The organism is Kosakonia sp. YIM B13571, assembly GCF_042788095.1.
In the GTDB taxonomy this organism is placed as follows: Bacteria; Pseudomonadota; Gammaproteobacteria; order Enterobacterales; family Enterobacteriaceae; genus Kosakonia; species Kosakonia quasisacchari.
Genome location: NZ_JBHZPL010000001.1, coordinates 681,928 through 705,960, shown reverse-complemented (window position 1 = coordinate 705,960; position 24,033 = coordinate 681,928). Strand labels below are relative to the sequence as shown.

24 protein-coding genes are annotated in these 24,033 nt (G+C 52.9%); 13 read left to right on the top strand and 11 right to left on the bottom strand.

The features are described 5' to 3' along the window. The first annotated feature begins 83 nt into the window (after window positions 1-83). Complete coding sequence (locus ACFX4O_RS03385; RefSeq protein ID WP_380207270.1) at window positions 84-1,667, top strand: carbohydrate porin; 1,584 nt, start codon at window positions 84-86, stop codon at window positions 1,665-1,667. Window positions 1,668-1,775: 108 nt separating this feature from the next. Here the strand turns inward: ACFX4O_RS03385 and ACFX4O_RS03380 are convergent, their stop codons facing one another. The 3 genes from ACFX4O_RS03380 to ACFX4O_RS03370 form a co-directional block, all read right to left on the bottom strand. After that, window positions 1,776-2,180 carry an H-NS family nucleoid-associated regulatory protein gene (locus ACFX4O_RS03380; RefSeq protein WP_017455745.1) on the bottom strand — a complete coding sequence of 135 codons (405 nt, stop codon included), beginning with the start codon at window positions 2,178-2,180 and terminating at the stop codon, window positions 1,776-1,778. Between the two features lie 302 nt (window positions 2,181-2,482). Continuing rightward, window positions 2,483-2,773, bottom strand: a complete 291-nt coding sequence (locus ACFX4O_RS03375; protein ID WP_131406126.1) for a hypothetical protein — start codon at window positions 2,771-2,773, stop codon at window positions 2,483-2,485. A gap of 9 nt (window positions 2,774-2,782) precedes the next feature. Further along, window positions 2,783-3,733: a hypothetical protein gene (locus ACFX4O_RS03370; RefSeq protein ID WP_380207268.1), complete on the bottom strand. Its 951-nt coding sequence runs from the start codon at window positions 3,731-3,733 to the stop codon at window positions 2,783-2,785. 143 nt (window positions 3,734-3,876) lie between these two features. On the opposite strand from ACFX4O_RS03370, the gene ACFX4O_RS03365 reads away from it, so the two are divergent. Then, entirely contained in the window at window positions 3,877-4,002 is a 126-nt protein-coding gene (locus ACFX4O_RS03365) for a hypothetical protein (protein WP_380207266.1), read from the top strand. 149 nt (window positions 4,003-4,151) lie between these two features. On the opposite strand, the gene ACFX4O_RS03360 is transcribed toward ACFX4O_RS03365, so the two are convergent. Beyond that, window positions 4,152-5,057: a LysR family transcriptional regulator gene (locus ACFX4O_RS03360; protein WP_380207264.1), complete on the bottom strand. Its 906-nt coding sequence runs from the start codon at window positions 5,055-5,057 to the stop codon at window positions 4,152-4,154. Between the two features lie 165 nt (window positions 5,058-5,222). Between ACFX4O_RS03360 and ACFX4O_RS03355 the strand changes: the two genes are divergently transcribed. From ACFX4O_RS03355 to ACFX4O_RS03335, 5 genes are all read left to right on the top strand, one after another. Then, window positions 5,223-5,972, top strand: a complete 750-nt coding sequence (locus ACFX4O_RS03355; RefSeq protein ID WP_131406129.1) for a glucose 1-dehydrogenase — start codon at window positions 5,223-5,225, stop codon at window positions 5,970-5,972. 54 nt (window positions 5,973-6,026) lie between these two features. Then, the gene (locus ACFX4O_RS03350; protein WP_380207261.1) at window positions 6,027-6,392 is read left to right on the top strand and encodes a nuclear transport factor 2 family protein; all 366 of its coding nucleotides are present in this window, start codon (window positions 6,027-6,029) and stop codon (window positions 6,390-6,392) included. 349 nt (window positions 6,393-6,741) lie between these two features. Continuing rightward, window positions 6,742-7,707 carry a fatty acid desaturase gene (locus ACFX4O_RS03345; RefSeq protein ID WP_380207259.1) on the top strand — a complete coding sequence of 322 codons (966 nt, stop codon included), beginning with the start codon at window positions 6,742-6,744 and terminating at the stop codon, window positions 7,705-7,707. Next, entirely contained in the window at window positions 7,673-8,491 is an 819-nt protein-coding gene (locus ACFX4O_RS03340) for a phosphate/phosphite/phosphonate ABC transporter substrate-binding protein (protein WP_380207257.1), read from the top strand. Before ACFX4O_RS03345 ends, ACFX4O_RS03340 begins: the two co-directional genes overlap by 35 nt. A gap of 155 nt (window positions 8,492-8,646) precedes the next feature. Beyond that, a complete protein-coding gene (locus tag ACFX4O_RS03335; RefSeq protein WP_380207255.1) occupies window positions 8,647-9,738 on the top strand; it encodes an NADH:flavin oxidoreductase/NADH oxidase in 1,092 nt (363 codons plus the stop codon). A 51-nt stretch (window positions 9,739-9,789) separates the two neighbouring features. On the opposite strand, the gene ACFX4O_RS03330 is transcribed toward ACFX4O_RS03335, so the two are convergent. The 5 genes from ACFX4O_RS03330 to ACFX4O_RS03310 form a co-directional block, all read right to left on the bottom strand. Continuing rightward, entirely contained in the window at window positions 9,790-9,987 is a 198-nt protein-coding gene (locus tag ACFX4O_RS03330) for a hypothetical protein (RefSeq protein ID WP_380207253.1), read from the bottom strand. 161 nt (window positions 9,988-10,148) lie between these two features. Next, complete coding sequence (locus ACFX4O_RS03325; protein WP_380207251.1) at window positions 10,149-11,813, bottom strand: methyl-accepting chemotaxis protein; 1,665 nt, start codon at window positions 11,811-11,813, stop codon at window positions 10,149-10,151. Between the two features lie 453 nt (window positions 11,814-12,266). Further along, entirely contained in the window at window positions 12,267-12,716 is a 450-nt protein-coding gene (locus ACFX4O_RS03320; protein ID WP_380207249.1) for a DUF3828 domain-containing protein, read from the bottom strand. 105 nt (window positions 12,717-12,821) lie between these two features. Beyond that, window positions 12,822-14,531 carry a pectate lyase gene (locus tag ACFX4O_RS03315; RefSeq protein ID WP_380207247.1) on the bottom strand — a complete coding sequence of 570 codons (1,710 nt, stop codon included), beginning with the start codon at window positions 14,529-14,531 and terminating at the stop codon, window positions 12,822-12,824. Between the two features lie 73 nt (window positions 14,532-14,604). Then, window positions 14,605-15,306, bottom strand: coding sequence for an oligogalacturonate-specific porin KdgM family protein (locus ACFX4O_RS03310; protein WP_340224044.1), 702 nt, complete (start codon window positions 15,304-15,306; stop codon window positions 14,605-14,607). 812 nt (window positions 15,307-16,118) lie between these two features. Between ACFX4O_RS03310 and ACFX4O_RS03305 the strand changes: the two genes are divergently transcribed. After that, on the top strand, window positions 16,119-16,655 hold the full coding sequence (locus ACFX4O_RS03305; RefSeq protein ID WP_380207245.1) for a helix-turn-helix transcriptional regulator: 537 nt from the start codon (window positions 16,119-16,121) through the stop codon (window positions 16,653-16,655). Window positions 16,656-16,707: 52 nt separating this feature from the next. On the opposite strand, the gene ACFX4O_RS03300 is transcribed toward ACFX4O_RS03305, so the two are convergent. Further along, window positions 16,708-17,601 (bottom strand): proline iminopeptidase-family hydrolase, encoded by an 894-nt coding sequence (locus ACFX4O_RS03300; RefSeq protein WP_380207243.1) that lies wholly within the window; start codon window positions 17,599-17,601, stop codon window positions 16,708-16,710. An 85-nt stretch (window positions 17,602-17,686) separates the two neighbouring features. Next, window positions 17,687-18,442 carry an autoinducer binding domain-containing protein gene (locus ACFX4O_RS03295; RefSeq protein WP_380207241.1) on the bottom strand — a complete coding sequence of 252 codons (756 nt, stop codon included), beginning with the start codon at window positions 18,440-18,442 and terminating at the stop codon, window positions 17,687-17,689. A 265-nt stretch (window positions 18,443-18,707) separates the two neighbouring features. On the opposite strand from ACFX4O_RS03295, the gene ACFX4O_RS03290 reads away from it, so the two are divergent. The 5 genes from ACFX4O_RS03290 to ACFX4O_RS03270 are packed head-to-tail and all read left to right on the top strand — an operon-like array spanning window position 18,708 to window position 23,997. Continuing rightward, a complete protein-coding gene (locus ACFX4O_RS03290; RefSeq protein ID WP_131406142.1) occupies window positions 18,708-19,646 on the top strand; it encodes an ABC transporter permease in 939 nt (312 codons plus the stop codon). Further along, window positions 19,643-20,488, top strand: a complete 846-nt coding sequence (locus tag ACFX4O_RS03285) for an ABC transporter permease (RefSeq protein WP_131406143.1) — start codon at window positions 19,643-19,645, stop codon at window positions 20,486-20,488. The genes ACFX4O_RS03290 and ACFX4O_RS03285 overlap by 4 nt, the downstream gene beginning before the upstream one ends. Next, entirely contained in the window at window positions 20,485-21,465 is a 981-nt protein-coding gene (locus ACFX4O_RS03280; protein WP_380207239.1) for an ABC transporter ATP-binding protein, read from the top strand. Before ACFX4O_RS03285 ends, ACFX4O_RS03280 begins: the two co-directional genes overlap by 4 nt. Next, window positions 21,465-22,502 carry an ABC transporter ATP-binding protein gene (locus tag ACFX4O_RS03275; protein WP_380207237.1) on the top strand — a complete coding sequence of 346 codons (1,038 nt, stop codon included), beginning with the start codon at window positions 21,465-21,467 and terminating at the stop codon, window positions 22,500-22,502. Before ACFX4O_RS03280 ends, ACFX4O_RS03275 begins: the two co-directional genes overlap by 1 nt. Next, the gene (locus ACFX4O_RS03270) at window positions 22,483-23,997 is read left to right on the top strand and encodes an ABC transporter substrate-binding protein (protein ID WP_131406146.1); all 1,515 of its coding nucleotides are present in this window, start codon (window positions 22,483-22,485) and stop codon (window positions 23,995-23,997) included. The genes ACFX4O_RS03275 and ACFX4O_RS03270 overlap by 20 nt, the downstream gene beginning before the upstream one ends. The last annotated feature ends 36 nt before the right edge of the window (window positions 23,998-24,033 follow it).

The window sequence follows — 24,033 nt, the reverse complement described above, 5'->3', positions numbered from 1 at the left end:
GAGACCTGCAACTGACGGAGCATTTTCCGCCGGTTGCGGGTCTTTTTGTTTTCTGGGGGCAATACCGAGGGGAACTCATGAAGATGAACAACATAATTTCTAAAAAGACGTGTATTGCCGTGGCGTTATTATCCTGTTACGGCGCAAGCAGCGGGGTAATGGCGCAGCCGCTAACGCTTGAACAACGCATGGCGGCGCTGGAAGCGCAGTTGCGCGTTACGCAGCAGAAACTGCAAGCCTATGAAGAAAAAGATCACGCGCAGCAACGCAACGTTGCCTCGTCAGCCGTGCCTGTAGCGCAATCTAGTGCGACGGTGCAGGCGACGGCAGTACAAGCGAAAACGGAGCCGGAGCTATCGCCAGGGACACTGAAAAAAATAAGCCAATATGTGCAGGACGATACCGGCTTTAAATATTCCGGCTATTTCCGCTCGGGGTGGGCAACCACCACCAATGGCGGACCAAAATCCTGGGCAGTGGGCTCACTTGGGCGTTTTGGTAACGAATATGACGGTTGGTATAACTTGTCCTTAAAAAAACGGGCATGGCGCGATGGCGATAAATCTATCTGGGCGAACGTGCAATTTGAGGGCGATCTCGGGTTAACCCAGAGCAATGAATCCTTTGAAAAAGGGATGTCCGGCGGCGGTATGGGGAAACTGAGTAAGCTCTATGTTGAAGGCAACGGGCTCCTTCCTTTTGCGCCAGAGGCGTCGGTGTGGGTGGGGAAACATACATTGCCACAATATGAAATTCAGCTTCTGGACTGGAAAAGCAATCGCACACTTTCCGGTGCCGGTGTAGGGATAGAAAACTGGAAGCTGCCGGTTGGCGCACTCAGTATGGCAATAACGCGGAACGATATTGATAATTACAGCACGGTCTGTGCCGCAGGTTCTTCCAGCTGTAGCGATACCACGCAGGTTAACGTCAATATCGCTGAAGTTCGCTACAAAAACCTCCCTGTCACAGAAAATACGACGCTGGAGTTGGGGGCAAAATATGCGTTTGCTAACCAGACGGATGAGCAGAAAAAAGCGCAGGCGGATAATGACTATTATCAGGTGAAATCTTCCTGGCTTGGACAGGCGATTTTGCGTAACCCGATTCTGAAAGGCTCAAATGAATTGACGTTGCAAGTGGCAAATAACTCCCTTGCCAGCCAGTTTATGAATATTTCCAGCGCCAATCCGGATTTTGATTACAACAGTTCTTACTACGGTATTCACAGCGGTGGTATTGGTTGGCGGTTAGTGGATCAGGGGGAGTTCTATCTGGGTGAGAAGATAATCATGGCGCACGCGCTGGTGTATGGTCGCGGCCACGATCTTTACTCGACATATACCGGGGCGCATACGGACTTTACCACCGCCCGTGCTGTTATTCGTCCGTCATGGATCTGGAACCAAAACATGCAGACTGCGCTGGAGTTGGGGTATTTCACACAGAAAAATCGTGTCAATAATTCCGCATGGGATGAATCTGGTTATAAGGTGACGCTGGCGCAGGTGTATAAAGTGGATACCAGCATTCTTAATTCCCGACCGGAATTTCGCCTCTATAGTACTTACCTGAAAGCGTTAGAACATGAGATCGATAGCCAGACCTTTAACGACGGTAAGGATTATCAAATAAGTTTTGGTGTGCAGGCTGAAGTGGTCTTTTAAACGACAAAAACAGAATCCCCGCCGGAACGGCGGGGAACAATAACGCATGCAGATGTTGCGTTAGAAAGCGATAAAAATGCAGGGTGGGATAAAGAAAACCCTTTATTTTTAGATGGCAAAATCTTCCAGTTTTTTACCGTCTTCCAGTGCCTTGGCAATCACTTTCGGTGTGCGGCCCTGACCGGTCCAGCTTTTTTCCGTGCCGTCTTCATCAATATACTTATATTTGGCAGGGCGCGGCGCACGAACAGATTTTGATTTCGTCGTTTGTCCTTTCAGCGAGGATAAAAGTTCGGTTGGATCGATACCTTCATCCAGCAGTTTTTGACGAAACGCAGCCAGCTTGGCTTCTTTCTCTTCTTGTTCTTTACGTAGAGAAGATTCTTCTTCACGACGTTCTTCAACAACAACTGACAGTTTTTCAAGCATCTCTTCAAGAGCTTCAAGGGTAAGCTCACGGGCCTGAACTCGCAGGGTGCGAATGTTATTAAGTGATTTAAGTGCTTCTGACATAGCGTCACTCCGTGTGCGGAAAAATGAATAATCTATCGGAATTAATTTTTAGTGATAATGACATAAAAATCAATACGGAATTATAGGTTTTAGCAAATATATATGTGATTGTGCAACCCTATGACTTTGTAGGTATCTTGCTAAGCGTAATTTAGTAACAATGCGGCATTAAAAAAGCCACAGAATTTAAGGGTTATTTTTATCGGAATCGTTAGTAAATGCCGCTTGTTCATCATGAAATAACCTATATCTTTGCATTGACTTTCGCTTGCCAGGGGCAGATTTTTCTTAATGATCGGTCATTACAGGTATAGCGCCTGTTTCAAACGGTAAAAGTTATCTCTGAACTGACGCGTTTTTTCTTTTTGATTTGCGTTAGCGCAAGCGGCAATTTCAGCACTGCTAAATGTTTCATTAAACATGACCACATATTGATGACTCAGGTTTCTACACAATAGGTAGCTAAGAAATTTTGCCCGCGTCAGGCACTGTTGAGAATATTCTCGATTGGTGGCAAGCACGGCACGCTCAAGTTCATATCGGAAGTCATAAAAATCCACCTTATTGACCGTCAGTTGTAGTTTCTTTTTCATACTCATCTTTTAATTACAGACAGTAATAATTGCGTTAGTGGATATCGCTTGTTGCGGCGCACGTAGCGTGTCGCATAAATGATGGGGGGCGGGTTTTATCCTGCTAGCGTGCTTCGCTGATATTAAACTGAAACTGTTAAGCGTTATCGCCATCCTATTTTTTACAGGACTCAGTCTGCGAGAAAACGAGCGGTAACATGGAATGCAATGCGCAACCTGTGCAATAACGGATAGGCTAAAACGCCCCGGTGTTACGTTTTGGGGCTTAGTAAAACGGATCTTCACGACCAGGTTGGGGGATATTGGGTTCTCCGCGGGTTCAAAATAGCCGGTGCGTTCGCGGCGTGCATTTTGTGACACCGTACTTTCCCGTTGTGTATTCCCCTGTTGCCAGGTGTCGTCATATTTACCGGACAATGTTCTGATCTCCATTTCTACGTGGGCGTTAGTTGCGCCGCCGTAGGTTTTACCTTCCCGAGTCTCGCCGTCCAGGCGGTGTTGAATCAGTGCACTGTTGATGACTGTATTGGTCGCCTGGTCGCGCTCACCTTTGGTGATATTCAATGACTTTATATCCGGCATCGGACAAACCTGACTGGCATTAATGGTAAAACATGCATAAGCGTGCTCGCGATAATCACTACTCAGTGTTTCACTGTTCGCTTGCCGTTTTTGTCGTGGGTATTTCCGTTCGGCGATAACTTTCCGCCACGGAACTGGCGCGCGTAATTGCCGCTGGTTTCGCTCTATTTCCTTACTAACAGTTTGGTTAACCCTCATTCGGGTTTGTACAATTTTGGTGGATATGGCTTCTTCTCTGGTTTTTACAAGCTCAGGACGCAGCGCGTCGACACGCAGTTGCTCTGCAGAACGAATGGTGTTGATTTTATATGTGGATGTGGCGTGAAGCCTAAAAGGAGAAACCGCGAATCCAGCGATAATTTTGCATTTTTTCAACATGACGTTTCGTCTAAAAGAGAGAGCAACGCGCGCGGTTGCTGGCTTTGGTTATGAGTCGTTTCTTAAGTAAATAGAATTTGCGCACCATAAGCTGAATGAAGCGGCAGGATCACATTTAATTATGATGGAAGAATGGAGGAAGAATGGATATCTGGCACAACAGGGAAGTCACGTTCACTGCGGAATTTTATAGGGTTATGAAGCCTATTTTGTCGCTTACAGATAAATCTAACGCGGCGATGTATGTTGTGGTGAAAAACCACGGCTAAAGGCCATTTTTCAGGCGTAACGAGGCTGCGTGCAGCCACGGCTATTATTTACGCGAGAGGTTATTTGCATGACGGGAATGGATATTGCGTTCAGCGTGTTTCCACGATGTTTACGCGGTGCCATTTATCTACTCAGGCTTATTTTGTGGTTATTTGCTCACTCGCTGGGGAAATATCTCCAACAGCCAGTCAATAAACACACGTAGACGATGAGTAACGTGGCGGTTTTGTGGATACACCACATGAAAAGGGTACGGCTCTGGTCGCCATGGGCGCAGGATCTCCACCAGCGTGCCTGCTTTTAGCGCTGCACCGAGTGAGTAACTGAAGGTCTGGATAATCCCTAATCCCGCCAACCCGGCGGCAAGATGCGCATTGCTCTCATTGATACCAATCCGGTGCGCAACTTTAATTTCAGTTTTTTCGCCATCGCGCTCAAAACGCAACGGGAAAGCCCTGCCGGTTTGCGGCGAAAGGTAGCTGACCAGCCGGTGGCCGTTCTTTAGCTCGTCCGGGTAAGCAGGCGTACCAAATGTTTTCAAATATTCCGGCGTTGCACAGGTGATGAGGGGGGCGGAGCCAATGCGACGGGCAATCAGCGAGGAGCTATCCAGTGGCCCACCACGGATCACGCAATCCACATTATCGCTGATCAAATCCACGGCTCGGTCGGCAACGCCTAAATCGAGGCGAATATCTGGATAACGCGCCAGAAAATCCGGCAGCGCGGGGATCAACACATCTTTCGCCGTGGAGCCGCCAATATCGACGCGAAGCTGCCCGCCTGGCGTGCCGCGTGCGGCATTGAACGATCCGTCGACATCTTCGAGATCGCGCAGAATACGGGTCGTTTTTTCATAATAGTCGCGCCCTTCCGGAGTCACCGTTACGCGACGGGTGGTGCGCTGCAATAACCGCACGCCAAGGTGCGCTTCCAGCTCTTGCACCAGTTTGCTCAATGTCGCGTTGGGCATCTCCAGCGAATCTGCCGCGCGGGTAAAGTTTCCCGCTTCGACCACGCGGGCGAAAGCGCGTATTGCCAGTAATTGATCCATGCGAGTTCCTCCGTCGGTGTGAGGTTGATTATACACAGCAGTGAATAGTCATTTTCATTTTTCGGTATTTTTCAATAAAACCGTGAAAGGTAGAGTAGCGCCATACCTGAGACGGCAACCTGGTTTGCCGCTGGGACATTCCTTAACTGAACCGAGGATGAGAATATGAGTACGCAACTGAATGGCAAAATCGCACTGGTAACTGGTGGGACAAGCGGCATTGGTCTGGCGACTGCACAAGAACTGGTAGAGCAGGGCGCGCGCGTCTTTATTACTGGTCGTCGGCAGGCGGAGCTGGACGCAGCAGTTGAACGCATTGGTTCCAGCGCTACGGGGATTCGTGCCGATGCTTCGGTAATGGCGGATCTTGACGCTGTCTTTGCCCAGATTGCGAAAAGCGCCGGGCGGCTCGACATTCTGTTTGCCAACGCGGGTGGCGGCGATATGTTGCCGCTGGGGGCGATTACCGAAGAACATTTCGACCGCATTTTCGCCACCAACGTGCGCGGCGTGCTGTTTACCGTGCAAAAAGCACTGCCGCTGTTGGTGAATGGCGCATCGATTATTCTCACCGGCTCGACGACATCAGTGAAAGGCACCGCCAGTTTCAGCGTGTACAGCGCCAGCAAAGCGGCGGTTCGTAACTTTGCCCGCTCGTGGGCGCTGGATCTGCAAGGTCGCGGTATCCGCGTTAACGTGGTCAGCCCGGGGCCTGTCCGCACGCCAGGTTTGGGTGATCTGGTGCCGGATGAGCATCGTCAGGGCTTGTTTGACGCGCTGGCAGCCCAGGTTCCGTTGGGCCGTTTAGGTGAACCGCAAGAGATTGGCAAAGTGGTGGCGTTTCTCGCGTCGGACGCTTCCAGCTTTATCAATGGCGCTGAGCTGTTCGTTGATGGCGGCATGGCGCAGATTTAATTCACCACGCCGGGCTGGCCGTCGCTGTGCCAGCCCGTAACGCAGGAGCAGAACATGCACGCTTCAGCACTTTTGGTCGCTCAGCAGCTGATCGACAAGCATTTTGTTATCTGGAATGGCGCGTACCCTGAACAACAGATCGCCACCTTTTCTGAGGTCTATACCGATGATTTTTTCGTTGCGGATTACGCCGATGTGGCAACTGGATACCAGAACGTTGCGGCACTGATTTCTCGTGTGCAACGTGAGCATCCTGAGTTTTCGTTCACACCTGATTCGGTGACGTGGAACCATGGTTTAGGGCGCGTTACCTGGGGTTATGGCCCGCAGGAAAATCCGAACCTGATACGCGGCGAAGATATTTTCACCGTGCGCGATGGTCGGCTTGCCAGCATTTGGGTATTTATCAACACGCCGTAACGATGCGACACGCAGTGAAACCGCGCATAATTCATCGTCCGTTAAGGAAGCAGCATGAACGCCTCTGCAAGTCTGCACTTTTCCAGCGCCGACCATGACAAACTGCCAGCTACAGGCGTGTGGTTAGCGCTTACTACCGCGTTCACCCGAGGGCAGGTACACCCTTATTGATGCCGTGGTGCCAGAGGGGCCAGCGGCAACAACAGGTTGATGATCCGCGTGGCAAAGTGGTCTGAGATGCCGCCGTATTAAGCGATTTTCAGCAATAGCTAAGCCATTTAAATACTTTGTTATTTCCGGCGTTCTCTCACATCGTGGCGACATGAGAATGCGGGGAGTGAACGAGTGAATGGCGACAAGCAGCGCGGTTTATTTAAATGAACAACAGCGAGCAGCCGTCCGGCGGTTATCGCGCAGTTGGCTGTGGCGCAGCGAGTTGCCGACCTGGCTGGTGATTGTTACCGTATATGGCGGTTGGTTCGGTACGCTCGCACACTGGAAAACGCTCGGCCTGCTGCCTGCAACCGCGCTTTTGATCCTCTTCACCACCTGGTATTTGTCGGTGCAGCATGAGCTCATCCATGGGCACCCCACGCGCTGGGCGAGGTTTAACCAATTATTGGGGTTAATGCCGCTGGCGGTGTGGTATCCGTACGGGATCTATCGTGATTCACACTTGGCTCACCACCGCACACACTTGCTGACGTTGCCGGAGGATGACCCGGAATCCTACTATTTTTCCACTCAACACTGGCATCGCCTGACGCGCTGGCAGCGAAAACTGATTCAGTTGCGTAACACCTTTGCTGGCCGTTTACTGCTGGCACCGGCGTTGGATATTGCGCACTTGCTGGTGGGAATGGTGGCGGCGTTTCGCTTGCGGCAAGGTAAAACCATGCTGATGTGGCTGGTACACGTTGCGCTGTTGGTTGTGACCTTCGCCTGGCTTATCCACTGTGATTTTTCCATTGTCTGGTTTGTGCTGATGGTCAGCTACCCGGCGCTGGCTATCACGAAAGTCCGTTCTTTTCTCGAACACCGCGCAGCAGATGATCCGTTAGCGCGTTCGGTGATCAATGAAGCCGCGTGGCCGTGGCGTCTGCTGTTTCTTAACCTCAACTACCATTCCGTGCATCACGATCTGCCCGCTGTGCCGTGGTACGGCTTGCGAACGGTTTACCTGCGTGACAAAGCAGCGTACCAGCAACGCAATAGCGGGTTTCTGGTGCGCGGCTATAGTGAATGGTTACGACGGTTTTTCTTTACCCCGGTAGAGGTCAATGCACACCCTGCAAGCAAAGTACGCAGTGAATAACCTTTCCCTGCCGATGTATAACGTCGCACCACCAGAAACAGTAGCGCTGGGTCAGGCTTTGTGTGAACTGCTGGCGGAACGCGGGCTACAGGCGCAGCAACTCTGGCCGCAAGGTGAGCTCCTTGCTCACTGGCGGCGTGATGATGTGCTGCTCAGCCAGACCTGTGGCTACCCGCTGGTTACGCAATTACCGAATGTGCAGCTTGTTGGCTGCTTCCACTATCTTGCGTCGGGCTGTGAAGGTTTTCGCTATCGCAGCCTGCTGGTGGCGCGTGATGAGGATCGCGGTACTTCGCTCGCGGATTTTCGCGGGCGTCGCGTGGTGTGTAATTCCGCCGATTCGCAATCAGGTTATAACGTGCTGCGTTATCTGGTTTCGCAGCTTCCGGGCGAAGGACGCTTTTTCGCCGATGCTCCCCATTTCAGCGGCAGCCACCGGCAATCGCTGGTGGCGCTGGGCAACCGTACGGCGGACATCGCTGCCATCGACTGCGTGACGTTGGCCTTATTGCAACGCGACGAACCCTCGCTGTTGCATGGGCTGTGTGTGATAGCGCAAAGCCCGTCAGCGCCGGGGTTACCGCTGATCACGGCGCAACGAAGCAGCGCCGCCACGCTTGCATCAATAAGAGAGGCGTTGCAGCAACTGGTCAGCGACGCGCGTTTTGGCGAAATATGTGCCAGGGCGTTGATTGGTGGTTTTAGTGTGGTCGCACGACAAGACTATTCTTTGTTGTTGAGATGGCGGGATGAGGCCGCAGCACGCGGCGTCACGCAGCTATAATTCGTCAGTCATTTCATTGTGTTATCAAAGGTAAATGCCGTGAAAAGGGCACGTGCCGCCAAAGACAAGCCCGGAAAATTGGCTGAAAGTCATGCAAACCATTCACACTGTTGCCGTCCGGGAGCGCCATTTGCGAAACCGGAAAAGGATGAGATATGAGCAAATTATTCACAGAAGTTAATATTGGTGACGTTGCGCTGGATAACCGCATCGTTATCGCCCCGATGTGCCAGTATTCTGCCGAGGAAGGGAAAGCGACCGCCTGGCATCGGATCCATTTAGGTAACCTGGCGCTCTCCGGTGCCGGGCTGCTGATCATCGAAGCCACCGCCGTTGAGCCGCAAGGGCGAATTTCGCCGCAGGATCTCGGCCTGTGGGATGACGAAACTGAGCAGGCGCTGCGCGTGGTGCTGGACGATATTCGCCAGTACTCGCCGGTGAAAATCGGCATCCAGCTTGGTCACGCCGGGCGTAAGGCGTCGGTCAGCGCGCCGTGGCTGGGCGGAAAACAGCTTTCGCCGCAAGAGGGCGGCTGGCAAACGATCTCTGCTTCCGCGCTGGCGCACGATCCAGCAGAACGCCCGCCGCTTGAAATGACGGAACAAGATTTGGCACGGGTTAAACAAGCGTTTGTCGCCAGCGCCTTGCGTGCGGTGGCGTTGGGTATCGAGGTGATTGAAATCCACGCGGCGCACGGTTATTTGCTGCATCAGTTTCTCTCGCCGCTTTCCAACCAGCGCAGCGATGAATATGGCGGCAGCCTTGAAAATCGCCTTCGTTTCACACAAGAGGTATTTCGCGCCGTGCGTGAAGCGGTACCGGCTTCCGTTGCCGTAGGCATTCGCATTTCGGCGACTGACTGGGTAGAAGGCGGATGGGATCTGGAACAATCGGTGGTGCTGACGAAAAAAATTGAAGCCCTGGGCGGCGCGTATGTTCACGTCTCCAGCGGTGGGCTTTCACCGTTGCAAAGCATTAAGGTGACGGCGGGTTATCAGGTGCCGTTTGCCAACGCGTTGCGCCAGCAGACCCGTATGCCGGTTATCGCCGTGGGGTTGATTACCGAACCACAGCATGCAGAAGATATTTTGCAGCAAGGAGAGGCCGATCTTATCGCGCTGGCAAGAGGCGCGCTCTACGATCCACGCTGGCCGTGGCACGCCGCCGCCGCTTTGCACGGCGCGGTACATATCGCGCCGCAATACCGCCGTGCCGAACCGCACGGAGTGAAAGGAACGGTTAAATAAAGCATGAATCGGTGAGCTTGCCATTCCGTCAGGCTCACCGTTGTTGGTGCGCTACACCCCTTTACGAACCAACTCTGCCGCCTCGAGGAATACGTCATCTTCTACGCCATCGCCCCTGCTTCTGCCTTGCCGTTCAATCTCCTGCACGATGCTGTCACGGCTGATGGCTTTGCGTTCTGAAACGAGGCCGATCACGGCCGCGCCGATGGCTAATCCAATGAGTCCCGTGTGCTCATCATTGAACTTCATGCGTTATCCCTCCCGTATTTGTCTACAGAGAAATTTAGCACACCGATATATTTCCGCCATTTATCAAAATCACAGCGTAATAAGCATGATAGGTGATTGTAATACAAATAAAAAAGCCCGAAGCGCGAAGCTTCGGGCGTGGTGAAAGAGCAGAAATGGACTCAGAAGGATTGCCAGTTATCGCGGCTTTCACCTGTTGATGTGGATGCCAGCGCCAGCTGCGGCGATTGACGTACCGTGCTTCTGCCCGGCTGCGCACCCCGGCGGTTCTCTTTCATGCCAGAATCAAACATGGCGATGGTTTTGTTCAGGCGTTCAGCCTCTTTTTCCAGCGAGACAGCGTTAGCTTTCGCTTCCTGCACCAGCACGGCGTTTTGCTGTGTTACGCCGTCCATTTCGGTCATTGCCTGGCCAATCTGGTCGATACCACGGCTTTGTTCATCGGAGGCGACGGAAATCTCCGTCATTAATTTATTCACATGTTCGATCGAGTTGATAATTACCGCCATTGCGCCACCGGCTTCCTGAACCTGTTCGGCCCCGGTTCTAACGCGGGAGACGGATTCATGAATCAGCGTTTCGATCTCTTTTGCCGCCTGTGCGCTGCGGCTTGCCAACGCACGGACTTCACTGGCTACCACGGCAAATCCACGGCCTTGCTCCCCGGCACGTGCCGCTTCAACCGCCGCGTTCAGTGCCAGCAAATTGGTCTGGAACGAAATGCTGTTGATCACGTTGGTAATATCAGCAATTTTCTGCGAGCTTTCGGAAATCCCGTGCATGGTTTTCACCACGGTCGCGGTGATTTCGCCACCTTTTTGCGCGGTCTGCTGAGCGTTTTCCGTCAGTTTACGGGCTTCGCGCACGTTCTCCGCGTTGTTACGCACGGTTGAGGTGAGCTCTTCCATGCTGGCGGCGGTCTGTTGCAGCGCGGCCGCTTGCTGATCGGTACGCCCGGAGAGCTCCTCGTTGCCTTCTCTGATTTCATTCGTGCTGCGGTAAATACTGGTCGAACTATCCTGAATAGTTTCCACCGTGGTTCTCAGGCTCTCTTGCATGGTGCGAATGAAGGGAATCAGTTGTCCGGGGCAGTTACGGCCAAATTCGTGCAATTCGTTACTCAGTTTACCGGCGGCCATGGTTTCCATGTGTTTTTGGATCATGCGCAGCGGTTTGACCAGGAAATTCACCAGGTAGCGGTCGGTGAGAAGCAGCGTGAGGATACCGGCAATTAAGGCGGCAGCGAGCACGTATTTATTAAAGATCACCTGTTCCTGTGTTTGATCCAGTAAATCGTTGGACTGGATCGCTTGCGTGTATTTTTCCGCCGTTGCGCCAAACTGTACGCTCAGCGGCGGATAGGTTTTACGAAATAAGTCGCGAAAGGTATCCGGCTGTTTATTTTTGGCTGCATTCAGCATTGGTACAATGCCGTTGTTGAGCAGGGCGTCCCAGTCGCGGATCATTGCGGCAACGGTTTCACTATCGACACCTGGGTGCTGGCTGGCGCGAAACTTCGCCAGCATATCCTGGGTAATGGCCAGTGCTTTTTCAGCGGAGGCGAATGTCTTATTCGCATTTTCATCATCGCCGGTTTGCTGGTAATCCATGGCGCGCAGCATGCGGGTTACGGTGCGGAAATATTGATCATTTCCTTTCACCAACAAGGCGTAGACATTTTTTTGCCCGGCGTTTTGCGACAGTAATTGGTCAATGGTCGAAAAGTTGTGAAATGTCAGGACGGTTGCCAGTCCCCAAATAATGCTGAAAAGCGTTAAAATGATGAGCAGCATTTTGCGGATCGTTATGTCGCGAAGTATTTTCATGATGTGTCCCCGGTAATAGAAATTACCCTTCAGGTTGGCATTGGCCCAGCTCTCTGGCTATTTCACCCTCCATGACATTTTGACCAGAACGCGATTGGCGTTAATAAAACGGTCTTTTAACTTTTTGAAAAGATGTTCTATTTTATGGATGTTGATATCAATCAACTTAAATATAATTAATCAGAGTGTAGAATATTATTCCTGGACTTCGATCACATAAGTTATCTCAATAAATAATAAACATCCATTATTTTTCACCAATAACTTGAAAAGGTTATTTTGATCGTCTACCGATATTTTGATTTGAGTTAAGTGTTATTAAATTCAATTTGATGGTTATTTCTTAGTGGCCGGATAATAAGGTCGCTATCTTATTTAATCAGTGGGAAATAAAATTGCATGCTAATAATAAACGAGGGAAATGCCGGAGGAATATATCCGGCATCGCTGTGATTAATAAAGTTTTTGTTCGTAATTATCGGTGATATTGACCACGCGCCAGATCTTCCAGACGCCTGTTTCCTTACGCGTCCAGACCTGCAAATGTTGTGATTTATTCTCTTCTACACCGAGCCAGACATCGACCACCTGGCTGTTGCCGTTGGTTTTCGCCGGTGTGGTTTTCAGCCGGGGGATCCAATCCGGGGAGTAATCCTGGGTATAGGTGAAATAATCCGCGTCGAGAAACTCCTGTTCGGGCATCTCATACACTGTGGCAATGCGCGTCAACAATTTTTCCATCACCCAGGCCCGCATCTCGGGTTTTTGTACCATCTCTGGCGGGGGAGTGGTATCGAACGCATGCAAATAGTAATGATAAAAAGCCGCGACACTTTTCTGCGCATCCGTGGCGCTGACGAAGGGAAGGTATAACGCGAAAAGTAAGCTCAAAGCGAATCGCATCGGGTATTCCTGTAAAGGCGTCATGATCGCCGCCAGAATACCATGTGAAGGGAAAAAGGATGCGGATGAAAACCTCTCACGGGCGCGCCGTGAGAGGTGAGGGGATCACTTTTTACCGTTAGGTTTCAACTGCTCACCCGGTTTGAGCATGAACAACTCATCATCGCGGGTGGAGTAGCGTACGGTCCCATCTGCCAGCAGATACGCGCCTTCGGTAAAGCCTGCGCCGTTGATGAATGGCGCGACCGCATCCAGTTTGCCGCGCATGGCCGCTTCCAGCGCCAGCAATGCATAAGGCGCGATATTGTCGACATTGGCATAAATGTACTGCGGATCATCAACAAAGAAGTTATTCAGCCGTTTCGTCGCCAGAATATTGTCTGCCACCTTATCGGCCAGCGTCAGATAGCCTTTGTCGCCGGTGGATTGCCACAGATCGATCAGCGCAAAGATGGCATAGGGCTCGCTGTTTTTGGTGTTCAAATCCAGCTTGCTGTTTTTACCGCCCGGTTCACCGATATCACCCAGCCCCTGGCCTTTGGCAATGCCGCGCGCCACTTTCCACATCTCGGCATCCGGTGCCAGTGTCCAGGCGCGGGCATAAGAGAGCAGGAATTCATTCCCCGCCGGATAAGGCTTTAACACCGTGCCTTTCTTGCCGTAATAACCGTCGCGCGGCAGCGTGTAGTTCGACAAGTCGGTGCCGTTTGCCAGCATCGGGCGGAAGGTGTTGGTTTTCTCATCATAGGCGTAATGCGCAAAGGCTTTCAGGCCATCAAGCGTCCACTTTTTGATGTCGTTGCCATCGGCACCCAGCGATTTTGCCAGCGCTAACTGCATCAGGGCGTTTTCGGAGTAGAGCGTGCTGGTGCGGCCTTTCAGCATCATGTTGCCTTCCAGCGCGTCGGCGCCAAATTCCGGGCCAAACTGGCGCTGCGCACGGTCGCCATACTTTGAGTTGGTATCGGTGTCGTCGGTGGTTTCGGCGCGTTTCAGCGCTTGCGTAAACTGATAAACACCCAACCCGGTCTTTTTATCGCGTGGCAATACATACTGTTCCGCCAACCGCTTCGCCCAGGTAAGCGCGCCTTTCTCGCCATCGTATTGATAAAGTAGCGAAGCAGAATAAATTAAATCGTTGCCAGCATTAAGAAAACTCAGCCCTTTGGTGGCGAAGAACGGCGGTTGCTGTTCAAAGTGGCTGGCCCATAGTTTGCCCATCTCTTTGCCATATTCGCCATGGCGACTGGTTTCTAGAATTTTCCAGTCGTAAACATGAGCGTTCCAGAACGCGCGGATAAAGCGTGCGGTTGCCGGTTTGTCCACGGCAAACATCAGGTCGTAGTAGGGGTAGGCATTTTTCAGTTCATGGACCATCTCTTTTTCGCTTGGCCCTTGCGGCTCGAGCGTTTTCAGATCGATAAAACGGTGCCCGCCCCATAACAGCAGCCCGCTTTTGTCCTGGTAGTGCTGGAAGTAGTAACGGACATTATCTTCCGCCCGTTTTTTATACTTCGCGTCACCCGTCAGGTTGCTCAGGCCAACCAGCACGCGCATCAGATTCTGCTGCGCGGAGAAGTTCGACAGCACCGCCGTTTTTCCATCCGGAAAGACCCACTCCATCTGCTTACCAGTGCGTGGATCAACGCCATCCGCCAGCAGCGGCACATTGCTGTGATGTTTGTCACCGGCTTTATCGATGACCGTATCGGCAAACGCTTTGACGCTGCTTAATCGTGCACTCTCCTGCGCAAATGCCGTGCAGGAGAAGATACCGAGAAGACTGACCGCCAGTGCTATTTTTGACAGTTTCATTATTCGCCTCTTAGATAAAAATAAGGATTTCTACCGAAACCCTTATTTATGTTTGCTACCCTGCAATTATTTATTAGAAATTATATTTCACACCGACACGATAACGAGTCTGACGCTCATCGGTATATTTGCTACCGGAAACGTTGCCCACGGCAATATATGGCGACCAGTTTTTATCAAGTTTGTATGTCAGTTTGAGATCGTGCGTCCAGTCGTAGTTTTCATTATCTGCAATCAGCACGCCGGCGGACGTGGCGTGTTTGTAATCCAGTTCGTAATCGAGTTGGTAATCACCGAAAATTTTCCACGACACTGCGGCGGTCAGGTTATAGCCGTTTTCGCTGGTGTCTTTTGCCGTGCCGATGTTGTTGGAGTTACGTTTGAAATAGGGGCGGTAGCGCAGCGTTGCGCCAACATCATTGCTAAAGTTCACTTTGCCGCGCAGGTACGGGCGATAGTTGTTCGCCGTGGAGCTACTGTCGAGTGAGAAACCTGGCTCAATCTGGAAGGTGGGGTTAATTTTATAAACATAGCTGGCCACCACTTCGGTACCATTACTCACCGTCTCGTGATATGCCTTATCTTTATTTTGCGAACCTTTCCATTTGCCTTCCAGCGATAAACCAAAGCCGTTAGCAAAACGGTGCGACATTAATAAACGATCTTTGTGGTTATTACCGCCACTATCATTTAATTCATGGCGATAATCAAATGTTACCGCTTGGGCGGCAATACTGATAAAAGGTACAGTAACTAATAACAAAGTGCGCAACATAATATCCCCTATTATTTATAGTCAAAAGGTACAAGATGTTCTCTGCGAAAAATGCAGATAGTTTTAATTCAAAGAGGAATGGTTAATTCGCTCTCATTGCAAGTTCATATAATTAGCAAGCATAATAATTATGCCAAATATAGTTTCGTTGTCGTCATTATTGATAGCGACAGCAACGTTAATGCTACTTTTAAAGTGGCGTGTGGTGCCGGGTGCCTCCCGGTGAATTGGGTGCCGATCTCCCCAATCCGTCCATAAAAATGAAACTTTATTGAGAATGACCTCATATCAGCATGACCCCTCCGCTTAGGGGGATTCACCACACAAAATACGGTTTTGTCTGCATCAAGATATCTTTATCCTATCAACTGGAACGGACTTTTACACAATTTGAAATGATGTTTTGAGACTGAGATCGAACATTTAAAAGTAGAATAAAAATTATTCTTTAGCCGGTTATAAAGATAATCCTAATGATAATAAATCATTTAAAATCAGTAAATTAAATTGATTGCATACATAGGTGTATGTATGTGTTTTTGTATGGTTTGTAGTAGTAAATAAATAGCTGAATAAATTTATTCCTGGAATAAAAGACGAACATTTGACACAAAATGCAATACACTGGGCAAATCAGGGAGAGTACAGAAAGGAAAATCAGGGTGATTTATGTTGTTGCAAACTAAACAGACATTAAACGAGCCAGAATCACGCTTGATCTGACTGAACACATCCCGCACATTCAGGAAAAAAGACCATGCCTCCGTTAACGGAGAGGAAAATAATAAAACATTACCCTCTGGAGTACCTACATGACTATCTACGGGAAGGATCGCCTTTTCATTTATGGTATTGAGAAAATACTCAGACAACTTAGCAGGGAAAAAGGCAGCCGTTTTTGCAATGGTGGACCCACAATATATGTCACCACGGGAATGGACATTGTGGAAATGTACTCGCTGTTTTTCTCCCGTCCGCCCGCGCACTACTCTATTTTCATCTCTTCAGAACGTCACTTTGACTCGCTGTCGCTGCTTTTTCCCGGCCTTGTGAAATTATGTCTGGCCGAAAGGTTACGCGTCGAAGAGCTGCGCCAGGCGCTGGAAGTGATGAGTCTGTTATCTGCACAGAATCAGCAGCCAGGTTACAACCACGGCGCATTTAAATTCACCAGCGCCGAACAGCAAATTATGCGCCTGCTGCTGCGTGGATATTCGGTGGAGGATATCGCCCGCATTCGCGGTGTCAGCCCGACTACCGTCAGTGTGCAGCGCAACGGTTTAATGAAGCGCACCGGCACCAAAAGTTTGCAGGCGCTTTGTTCGCTCTACACCGCAATGCGCGCATAAAAAAAGCGCCTGGCCGGCGCTTCACAACACAACCTGGTGCGGGCAAACAGCCTTAGCATGTGGCCAGTAAAAAGTCGCTGACGGTCTTCATGCACAGCGGCCGCTCTTCGACATGGGGCATGTGGCTTGAGGATTCAAAAATTACCCACTGCGCTCCGGTAATATGGTCTTTGAAGGGTTGCACCACTTCCGGCGTCGCTTCGTCGTAACGCCCGGAAATTAACAGCGTCGGCACGCGCACTTGCTTTAACCGGTCGATAATTGTCCAGTTTTTCATGCTGCCAATAACGTGGAATTCGGTGGGGCCATTCATGGCGTGGTAAACGGTAGGATCGGCCTCCATAGCGTCAAACGTGCGTTGCACTTCTGCAGGCCACGGGTAGAGCCGACACACATGGCGTTGATAAAATACCTGGCTTGCCGCTTTGTACTCTGCGCTATCCACTGTGCCCGCTGCCTCGTGAGTTAACAACGTGTCCTGCACATCCGGGGGCAATTGCGCCCGCAGCTTCGCCGCACCCTCCAGCCACAGCGCCATCGATGCGGGTGAGTTGGCGATCACCATCGCTTTTAGCCCCTGCGGTTGTGTCACTGCGTGTTCAGCCGCCAGCATACCGCCCCAGGATTGGCCGAGCAGCGCGTAGTCGTCGGCGATTTCTAATGCTTGCAGCAGATGGTTCAGCTCATCAAGAAAAAGCCCCGGTTGCCAGAAATCGGAGCTTTTATCCGGCAGATGGGTTGAACGCCCATTACCTAATTGATCGTAGTGGATCACCGCACGCCCGGTTTCAGCGATATCTTTGAACGCATCAACGTAGTCGTGGGTGCAGCCGGGACCGCCATGGGCCACCACCAGCGGCGTCTGCCCGTTTTGCAGATCGCCGCAGATGCGAAACCAGGTCTGATACTCCCGGAAGGGAACGTAGCCTTCACGTATGGTGTACATAGTTGACGTCTACCCTGTTAAGTGAACTGGCTTTCAGGTTAGAACGCCAAAGGCAGCGCTGAACACTAGCAAAATTGCTAGTTATTTAGCTGTCGAGCAAGCGGTAGTGCAGCGCCCGCACCACCGCCTGCACGCGGTTGGTCGCGCCGAGTTTTTTCGCCGCTGTATTCAGATGCAACGTTACGGTTGCCACCGAACGGTGCAGCTTGCGGGCAATCTCTTTCGCCGTTAATCCTTCAGCCGACCACGCCAGGCATTCGCGTTCGCGGTTGCTCAATTTGACATGGCGGCAAGTGAGCAACGACGCGTCGAATAGCGGAAAGGCGGATTCCTGAAAACGGTGGACGATAAACGTTAATTGTGCCAGCGTCTCGCTGATATCCCGCGCTTGTTGTTGGCTGGCGACAATGCCGGTGAGGGTGACAAACCCGCCATGTTGCAAATGCAGCGGCACCGTTGCGCCGCAAGGCATATTGTGGTCACGCATGTAATGCGTCACTTCCTGGGCGTTGTCATCCAGCCTGCCATACAGTGCGCCGCTGTCCGGGCGTTGATAAGACCAGACAAACGGCGCACAACTCTCCAGCGCAAAATGTTGCACCGGGTCGACCTGGTAGTAGCCGCGCTCGCACCACAAGCGGCGCATATCTTCCGGCACGTTACGCATCTCCAGCAGCGACGGTGTGATAAGCGTCCCTTCCAGTGAGCGCGGAACCGGCGTGTAGTCATAAATCACCGCATCAAAACCCAGCGCCTGCGTCTGGGTAAATAGCCCGGAAAATGCCTCTTCAAGCCTGCTGGCATTGGCAGCAGCAGGGTTTTCAATGTTAATTCGCATCATTCCCCCTCATGGTCGACGGTGCCACGTCACAGGCACGCTTTGTGCAGACTTCTCCCGCGGATTGATGAAGGCATGCAATTCCGGTGCCGTCATGCGGGAGGGGCAAAACTAGTATTTTTGCTAACTACCCAGCCTCCATTGATGCCGCTAGCGTAAAGAAAACGCCCGACGAACAAGGCCGGGCGCAGATAACCAGGGGAGTGGTGCACCATCGCGGGGCGGTTTTTTAACCTCATGACACTGCGTGCACCACAGGAGAATGCTGATGCACCGTTACCGTTTTTTGTTATTCCGACCACTGCAGCTACTGCCGGTACTGTTGGGAATAAGCATCATCACCTTTGCGATGGTGCGCGCGATCCCCGGCGATCCGGCGCGCATCCTGCTTGGTGTGCGCAGTACGCCAGCGGCATTGGCGCGGATCCGTGCGCAGTTCGGGCTGGATGAACCTTTGTGGGTACAGTATGGCTACTTTCTGCGCAATCTGGTGCAGGGCGAGTTAGGAAAATCGATCGTCTACCGCATCGATACCCTAAAGCTGATTAACTCCCGTCTCGAACCTACCTTGTGGCTGGTGCTGGGGAGCGTGCTGCTGGCCGTTATCTTTACTGTGCCGTTGGCAGCGCTGGCAGCGCGTCAACGCGGGCGCATCGCCGACCAACTTATTCGCCTGTTCACCACTGCCGGGCTCGGTTTCCCCGCCTTCTGGCTGGGCATCATGATGATCATTGTTTTTAGCGTGGTGCTGGGTTGGTTCCCGGTTTCCGGTTATGGCAGTGATTTTACCGAGCAGTTGCACCACATGGTGCTGCCGTGTCTGACGGTTGCGTTGGCGCTGTCGGCGGTGTTGATCCGCAACCTGCGCGCCAGCCTGCTGATGGAGATGAGCAGCGATTACGTGATGGCCGCCAGAGCGCGCGGGCAGCCGGAAAACCGCATCTTCTGGCGTCACGTATTACCTAACTCTCTGGTGCCAACGCTGAACCTGCTGGCGGTGAATATCGGCTGGCTGATTGGCAGCACGGTGGTGATCGAGAGCGTGTTTGCCATTCCGGGGCTGGGGCAGTTGCTGGTAAAAGCGATTTTCAGCCGGGACTACATGGTAGTGCAGGGCGTGGTAATGGTGTTTGCCCTTGCCACGGTCGTCGTCAACTTACTGGCCGACGTGATAACGGTGGCGCTGGATCCGAGGGTAAAACTATGAGCGCAATCAGCGTACTGACCGTATTGCGCCGCCGGGCCATTCCGCAGCAGCATGCCCTTAACGCGGGGTTATTGATTGTGGGGATGTGGCTGTGCGTCGCGCTGTTTGCCCCGTGGCTGGCACCGTTTGACCCCATCATGCAGGATTCGACAGTCAGCTTACTGCCGCCGGGAAGCACACATCTGTTTGGCACGGATAACTTCGGGCGCGACATCTTCTCACGCGTGCTGTGGGGCGCGCGGGTGGATCTGCAAATCTGCCTGCTGGGCGTTATCTTCCCCTTTCTGCTCGGCACCACGCTCGGCGCGCTGTCGGGTTACCTGGGCGGTGCGGTTGATGCGCTAATTATGCGCACTATCGATATCGTGCTGGCGTTCCCGTTTCTGGTGTTGATGCTGGCGATTATCGCCATTCTTGGGCCGGGGCTTGGCAGCTTTTACATCGCGATGGCGATGGTTGGCTGGGTCTCTTACGCCCGGCTGGTGCGTGCTCAGGTGTTAACTCTCAAGCAGCGTGATTTTGTGCTGGCGGCGCGCAGCCTCGGCTATGGTCATGCCCGCATTCTGTTTCGCCACTTGTTGCCTAACGCCATGACCGGCGCGCTGGTGTTTTCCATGTCGGATTGTGTGCTGGTGCTGTTAAACGGCGCGGCGGTGAGCTACCTCGGCCTCGGCGTACAACCGCCGACGGCTGAGTGGGGCGTGATGGTGGCAGAAGGGCAGAGTTTTATCACCACCGCCTGGTGGATAACCACTTTTCCGGGGCTGGCGATAGTTCTGCTGGCGATGGGATTCAGCCTGTTGGCGGATGGCCTTGGCGACAAACTGGGAGCGCGCGTATGACTTTACTAAACGTCTCGCAACTGACCATTTCCCGTGGGGACAATTGCGCGCTGGTGGATAAGGTCTCTTTCCGGCTACAGGCCGGGGAGATGCTGGGGCTGGTGGGTGAGAGTGGTTCCGGAAAAACCGTGACCTGCCGGGCGTTAATGCGTCTGTTACCGGGCGAGGGGTTGACGATTAGTGGCGGAGAAGTGTGGTTTGGCGGGCGCGATCTGTTAACGCTTAGCGAAGCGCAGATGTCGGCGGTGCGCGGGCGGGAGATTGGCATGATTTTCCAGAACCCGGCCAGCCATTTAAACCCGGTGATGACCATTGGCGAGCAGATTGCCGAAAGCCGTCGCCTGCATTTCGGCGTTAACCGTCGGCAGGCAAAAGAGGATGCCAAAGAGCTACTGCGCCAGGTGGGTATTCCCGATCCGCAAAACCGCATTAACAACTATCCGCACGAGTTTTCAGGCGGTATGCGCCAGCGCGCGATGATAGCTGTGGCGCTGGCGCCGGAACCGTCGCTGCTGATTGCCGATGAGCCAACCACCGCGCTGGATGTCACCGTGCAGATGCAGATCCTGCGTTTGCTCACCACGCTGCGCGAGCAGTTAGGTCTGGCGGTGGTGATGATCACCCACGATCTCGGCGTGGTGGCGCAAACTTGCGATCGCATCGCGGTGATGTACGGCGGGCGTTTGTGCGAAGTGGGCGGCAAACGCGAAGTGCTGGCGCAGCCGCTGCATCCGTACACGCGCGGGCTGATTGATTGCCAGCCCTCCAGCGAAGGCGGGCAGGGGCGTCTGGTCACCATCAACGGGCAGCCGCCGCTGGCGGGGAGCTTCCCGGCAGGCTGCCGTTTTCATCCACGTTGCCCGCAGGCGAACACCGCTTGCCAGCAGCAGCCTTCGATACTGTTCGCGCGCGACAGCCTGACGCACGCGGCGGCGTGCCACCACGCGTTACAGCCACTGACTCAGCGGGAGGGATAATGTCGACACCGGCAAACTGGCCTTTGCTGGAAGCGGATAACGTCTCGGTCACGTTTCCGGTTTCCGGCGGGTTGCTCAGCAAAAAACGTGTTGTCCATGCGGTAAACCAGGTGACGCTCAAAATCCACGCGGGTGAAACGCTGGGATTAGTGGGTGAATCCGGCAGCGGCAAAAGCACGCTGGGGCGGGCGTTGTTGCAGCTCGAAAAAATAAGCGATGGCGAAGTGCGTTTCGACGGGCACCGCATTACTCATGGTTTGAAAAGTGATGTTGCGCGGCTGCGGCTACAAACGGCGATGATTTTTCAGGATCCGTTCGCCTCGCTTAACCCCAGACAAACGGTGGGTGAGAGCATCAGCGAAGTGCTGCGCGTACACCAGAAAGTGCCGCGCAACCGGGTTAGCGCACGGGTTGAAGAACTACTGACGTTAGTCGGTTTACGCCCGGAGCACGCGGCGGCCAGGCCCGGCCAACTGAGCGGCGGGCAGTGCCAGCGGGCAGGTATAGCGCGGGCGCTGGCGATCGAACCTCGGTTGATCGTCGCCGACGAGTGCGTGGCGGCGCTGGATGTCTCTATTCAGGGGCAGATCGTCAATTTGTTGATGGATCTGCGCGAAAAAATGGGGCTGGCGATCCTGTTTATCGCCCACGATCTGGCGATTGTGCGCCGCCTGTGCGATCGGGTGGCGGTGATGTACCTTGGGCGGATCGTCGAAGAAGGCCCCGCAGAAGCAGTATTTACCCATCCGCGCCACCCTTATACCGCCGCGCTGGTCTCCGCTATCCCGGAAATCGATCCGGACAAACCGTTACCGCAGGAGACGCTTGCGGGCGAGCCACCGAGCCCGGTTGCCATTCCACAAGGTTGCGCATTTCATCCGCGCTGCCCTTACGCGCAGGTGCAGTGCCGCACCGGCGCATTACCCCCGACCCGGCAGATTGCCGATCACGCCTGGACCTGCGTGCTGACACACGCAGGCGAGAAGAGTGTTTTTCCTTTGACTGAGGGATCCTTTGATGAAGCACAAGCAAGTTAAGTTGTTGGCGGCCAGCGTTTTTCTGGCGCTCAGTGTGGTCAGTGAAATGGCGCAGGCGGCTGGCGTTCTGACGATTGGTCGTCGGGAAGACAGCACCACTTTTGATCCGATCAAATCGGCACAGAATGCGGATAACTGGGTCTTTTCCAACGTTTTTGATCCGCTGGTTCGCGTCGATAAAACCGGTACCAAACTGGAACCGGGCGTGGCGGAAAGCTGGACCATCTCCCCGGATGGCAAGGTCTATACCTTTAAAATTCGTGATACCAAATTTTCTGATGGCACACCGGTAAGCGCCAGCGATGCCGCCTTCAGCCTGCTGCGCATTCGTAGTGATGAAGGATCGCTCTGGCGTGATTCGTACAGCATTATTGATAAAGCCGAAGCGCCGGATGCGCGCACGCTGGTGGTGACGCTGAAATCACCGTCTGCACCGTTCCTGTCGCAATTGGCGCTGCCGAACGCGTCGGTTATTTCCGAGAAAGCGCTGAAAGCCGAAGGCGAAGAAACCTTCGCGGAAAAACCGGTCGGTTCCGGCGCGTTCAGCGTGAAAGAGTGGGTGCGCGGTGAAAAAATCGTGCTGGTGAAGAACCCGAACTACTGGCAGGCGAAAAATGTCAGCCTTGATGAAGTCGACTGGCTGACCATCCCGGATGACAACACGCGCATGTTAAAAGTACAGGCCGGCGAACTGGATGCCGCGCTGACGGTGCCGTTCTCGCGCATTGCCTCATTGCAAAAAGACAGCAACCTGAAGGTGGAACTGGATCCATCAACCCGCGAAGATCATTTGCTTATCAACCATTCGCACGGCGCGCTCGGCAAAGTGGAAGTGCGCCAGGCGCTGGATTTTGCCATCGATAAGGACGCGATTGTCAAAACCGTGACCTTCGGTTACGGCCAGGTGGCGAATTCGTATATTCCGGCCGGTGCGCTCTATCACTACAACGACAATCTGCGTCGCCCCTACGATCCAGAAAAAGCGAAACAGATGCTGAAAGCGGCGGGCGCTGGCGATTTGACGCTGAATTATGTGGTTAACGCCGGGGATGAAGTAGATGAGCAAATCGCCATTTTGCTGCAACAGCAGCTGGCGAAAGCGGGCGTGAAGGTGAACTTGCAGAAAGTCGACCCGAGCCAGAGCTGGGATATGCTGGTGGCCGGTGAGTACGATATTTCGGTGATGTACTGGACCAACGACATTCTTGACCCGGATCAGAAGACCACCTTTGTGCTCGGTCATGACGCGAACATGAACTACATGACGCGTTATAAGAATGACAAAGTGAAAGCGCTGGTCGCGGCGGCGCGTGTCGAAATGGACGCGAAAAAACGCGAGCAGATGTACATTGAGCTGCAAAAAATGGCGAAAGCCGATGTTAACTGGATTGATCTCTACTACAGCCCATACCGCAATGTGACCCGGAAGAATATTGAAGGCTTCTACCAGAACCCACTGGGACGCTTCTTCCTTGAAGATACGGTGAAAAAATAGAACAGGCCGCCGGGTGCGCATTTCGCCACCCGGCGT

Bases quoted from the DNA above. Each gene is read 5' to 3' on its own strand.
- ACFX4O_RS03385 (WP_380207270.1), top strand. From the start codon at position 84: ATGAACAACATAATTTCTAAAAAGACGTGTATTGCCGTGGCGTTATTA.
- ACFX4O_RS03380 (WP_017455745.1), bottom strand. From the start codon at position 2,180: ATGTCAGAAGCACTTAAATCACTTAATAACATTCGCACCCTGCGAGTT.
- ACFX4O_RS03375 (WP_131406126.1), bottom strand. From the start codon at position 2,773: ATGAAAAAGAAACTACAACTGACGGTCAATAAGGTGGATTTTTATGAC.
- ACFX4O_RS03370 (WP_380207268.1), bottom strand. From the start codon at position 3,733: ATGTTGAAAAAATGCAAAATTATCGCTGGATTCGCGGTTTCTCCTTTT.
- ACFX4O_RS03365 (WP_380207266.1), top strand. From the start codon at position 3,877: ATGGATATCTGGCACAACAGGGAAGTCACGTTCACTGCGGAATTTTAT.
- ACFX4O_RS03360 (WP_380207264.1), bottom strand. From the start codon at position 5,057: ATGGATCAATTACTGGCAATACGCGCTTTCGCCCGCGTGGTCGAAGCG.
- ACFX4O_RS03355 (WP_131406129.1), top strand. From the start codon at position 5,223: ATGAGTACGCAACTGAATGGCAAAATCGCACTGGTAACTGGTGGGACA.
- ACFX4O_RS03350 (WP_380207261.1), top strand. From the start codon at position 6,027: ATGCACGCTTCAGCACTTTTGGTCGCTCAGCAGCTGATCGACAAGCAT.
- ACFX4O_RS03345 (WP_380207259.1), top strand. From the start codon at position 6,742: ATGGCGACAAGCAGCGCGGTTTATTTAAATGAACAACAGCGAGCAGCC.
- ACFX4O_RS03340 (WP_380207257.1), top strand. From the start codon at position 7,673: ATGCACACCCTGCAAGCAAAGTACGCAGTGAATAACCTTTCCCTGCCG.
- ACFX4O_RS03335 (WP_380207255.1), top strand. From the start codon at position 8,647: ATGAGCAAATTATTCACAGAAGTTAATATTGGTGACGTTGCGCTGGAT.
- ACFX4O_RS03330 (WP_380207253.1), bottom strand. From the start codon at position 9,987: ATGAAGTTCAATGATGAGCACACGGGACTCATTGGATTAGCCATCGGC.
- ACFX4O_RS03325 (WP_380207251.1), bottom strand. From the start codon at position 11,813: ATGAAAATACTTCGCGACATAACGATCCGCAAAATGCTGCTCATCATT.
- ACFX4O_RS03320 (WP_380207249.1), bottom strand. From the start codon at position 12,716: ATGCGATTCGCTTTGAGCTTACTTTTCGCGTTATACCTTCCCTTCGTC.
- ACFX4O_RS03315 (WP_380207247.1), bottom strand. From the start codon at position 14,531: ATGAAACTGTCAAAAATAGCACTGGCGGTCAGTCTTCTCGGTATCTTC.
- ACFX4O_RS03310 (WP_340224044.1), bottom strand. From the start codon at position 15,306: ATGTTGCGCACTTTGTTATTAGTTACTGTACCTTTTATCAGTATTGCC.
- ACFX4O_RS03305 (WP_380207245.1), top strand. From the start codon at position 16,119: ATGACTATCTACGGGAAGGATCGCCTTTTCATTTATGGTATTGAGAAA.
- ACFX4O_RS03300 (WP_380207243.1), bottom strand. From the start codon at position 17,601: ATGTACACCATACGTGAAGGCTACGTTCCCTTCCGGGAGTATCAGACC.
- ACFX4O_RS03295 (WP_380207241.1), bottom strand. From the start codon at position 18,442: ATGATGCGAATTAACATTGAAAACCCTGCTGCTGCCAATGCCAGCAGG.
- ACFX4O_RS03290 (WP_131406142.1), top strand. From the start codon at position 18,708: ATGCACCGTTACCGTTTTTTGTTATTCCGACCACTGCAGCTACTGCCG.
- ACFX4O_RS03285 (WP_131406143.1), top strand. From the start codon at position 19,643: ATGAGCGCAATCAGCGTACTGACCGTATTGCGCCGCCGGGCCATTCCG.
- ACFX4O_RS03280 (WP_380207239.1), top strand. From the start codon at position 20,485: ATGACTTTACTAAACGTCTCGCAACTGACCATTTCCCGTGGGGACAAT.
- ACFX4O_RS03275 (WP_380207237.1), top strand. From the start codon at position 21,465: ATGTCGACACCGGCAAACTGGCCTTTGCTGGAAGCGGATAACGTCTCG.
- ACFX4O_RS03270 (WP_131406146.1), top strand. From the start codon at position 22,483: ATGAAGCACAAGCAAGTTAAGTTGTTGGCGGCCAGCGTTTTTCTGGCG.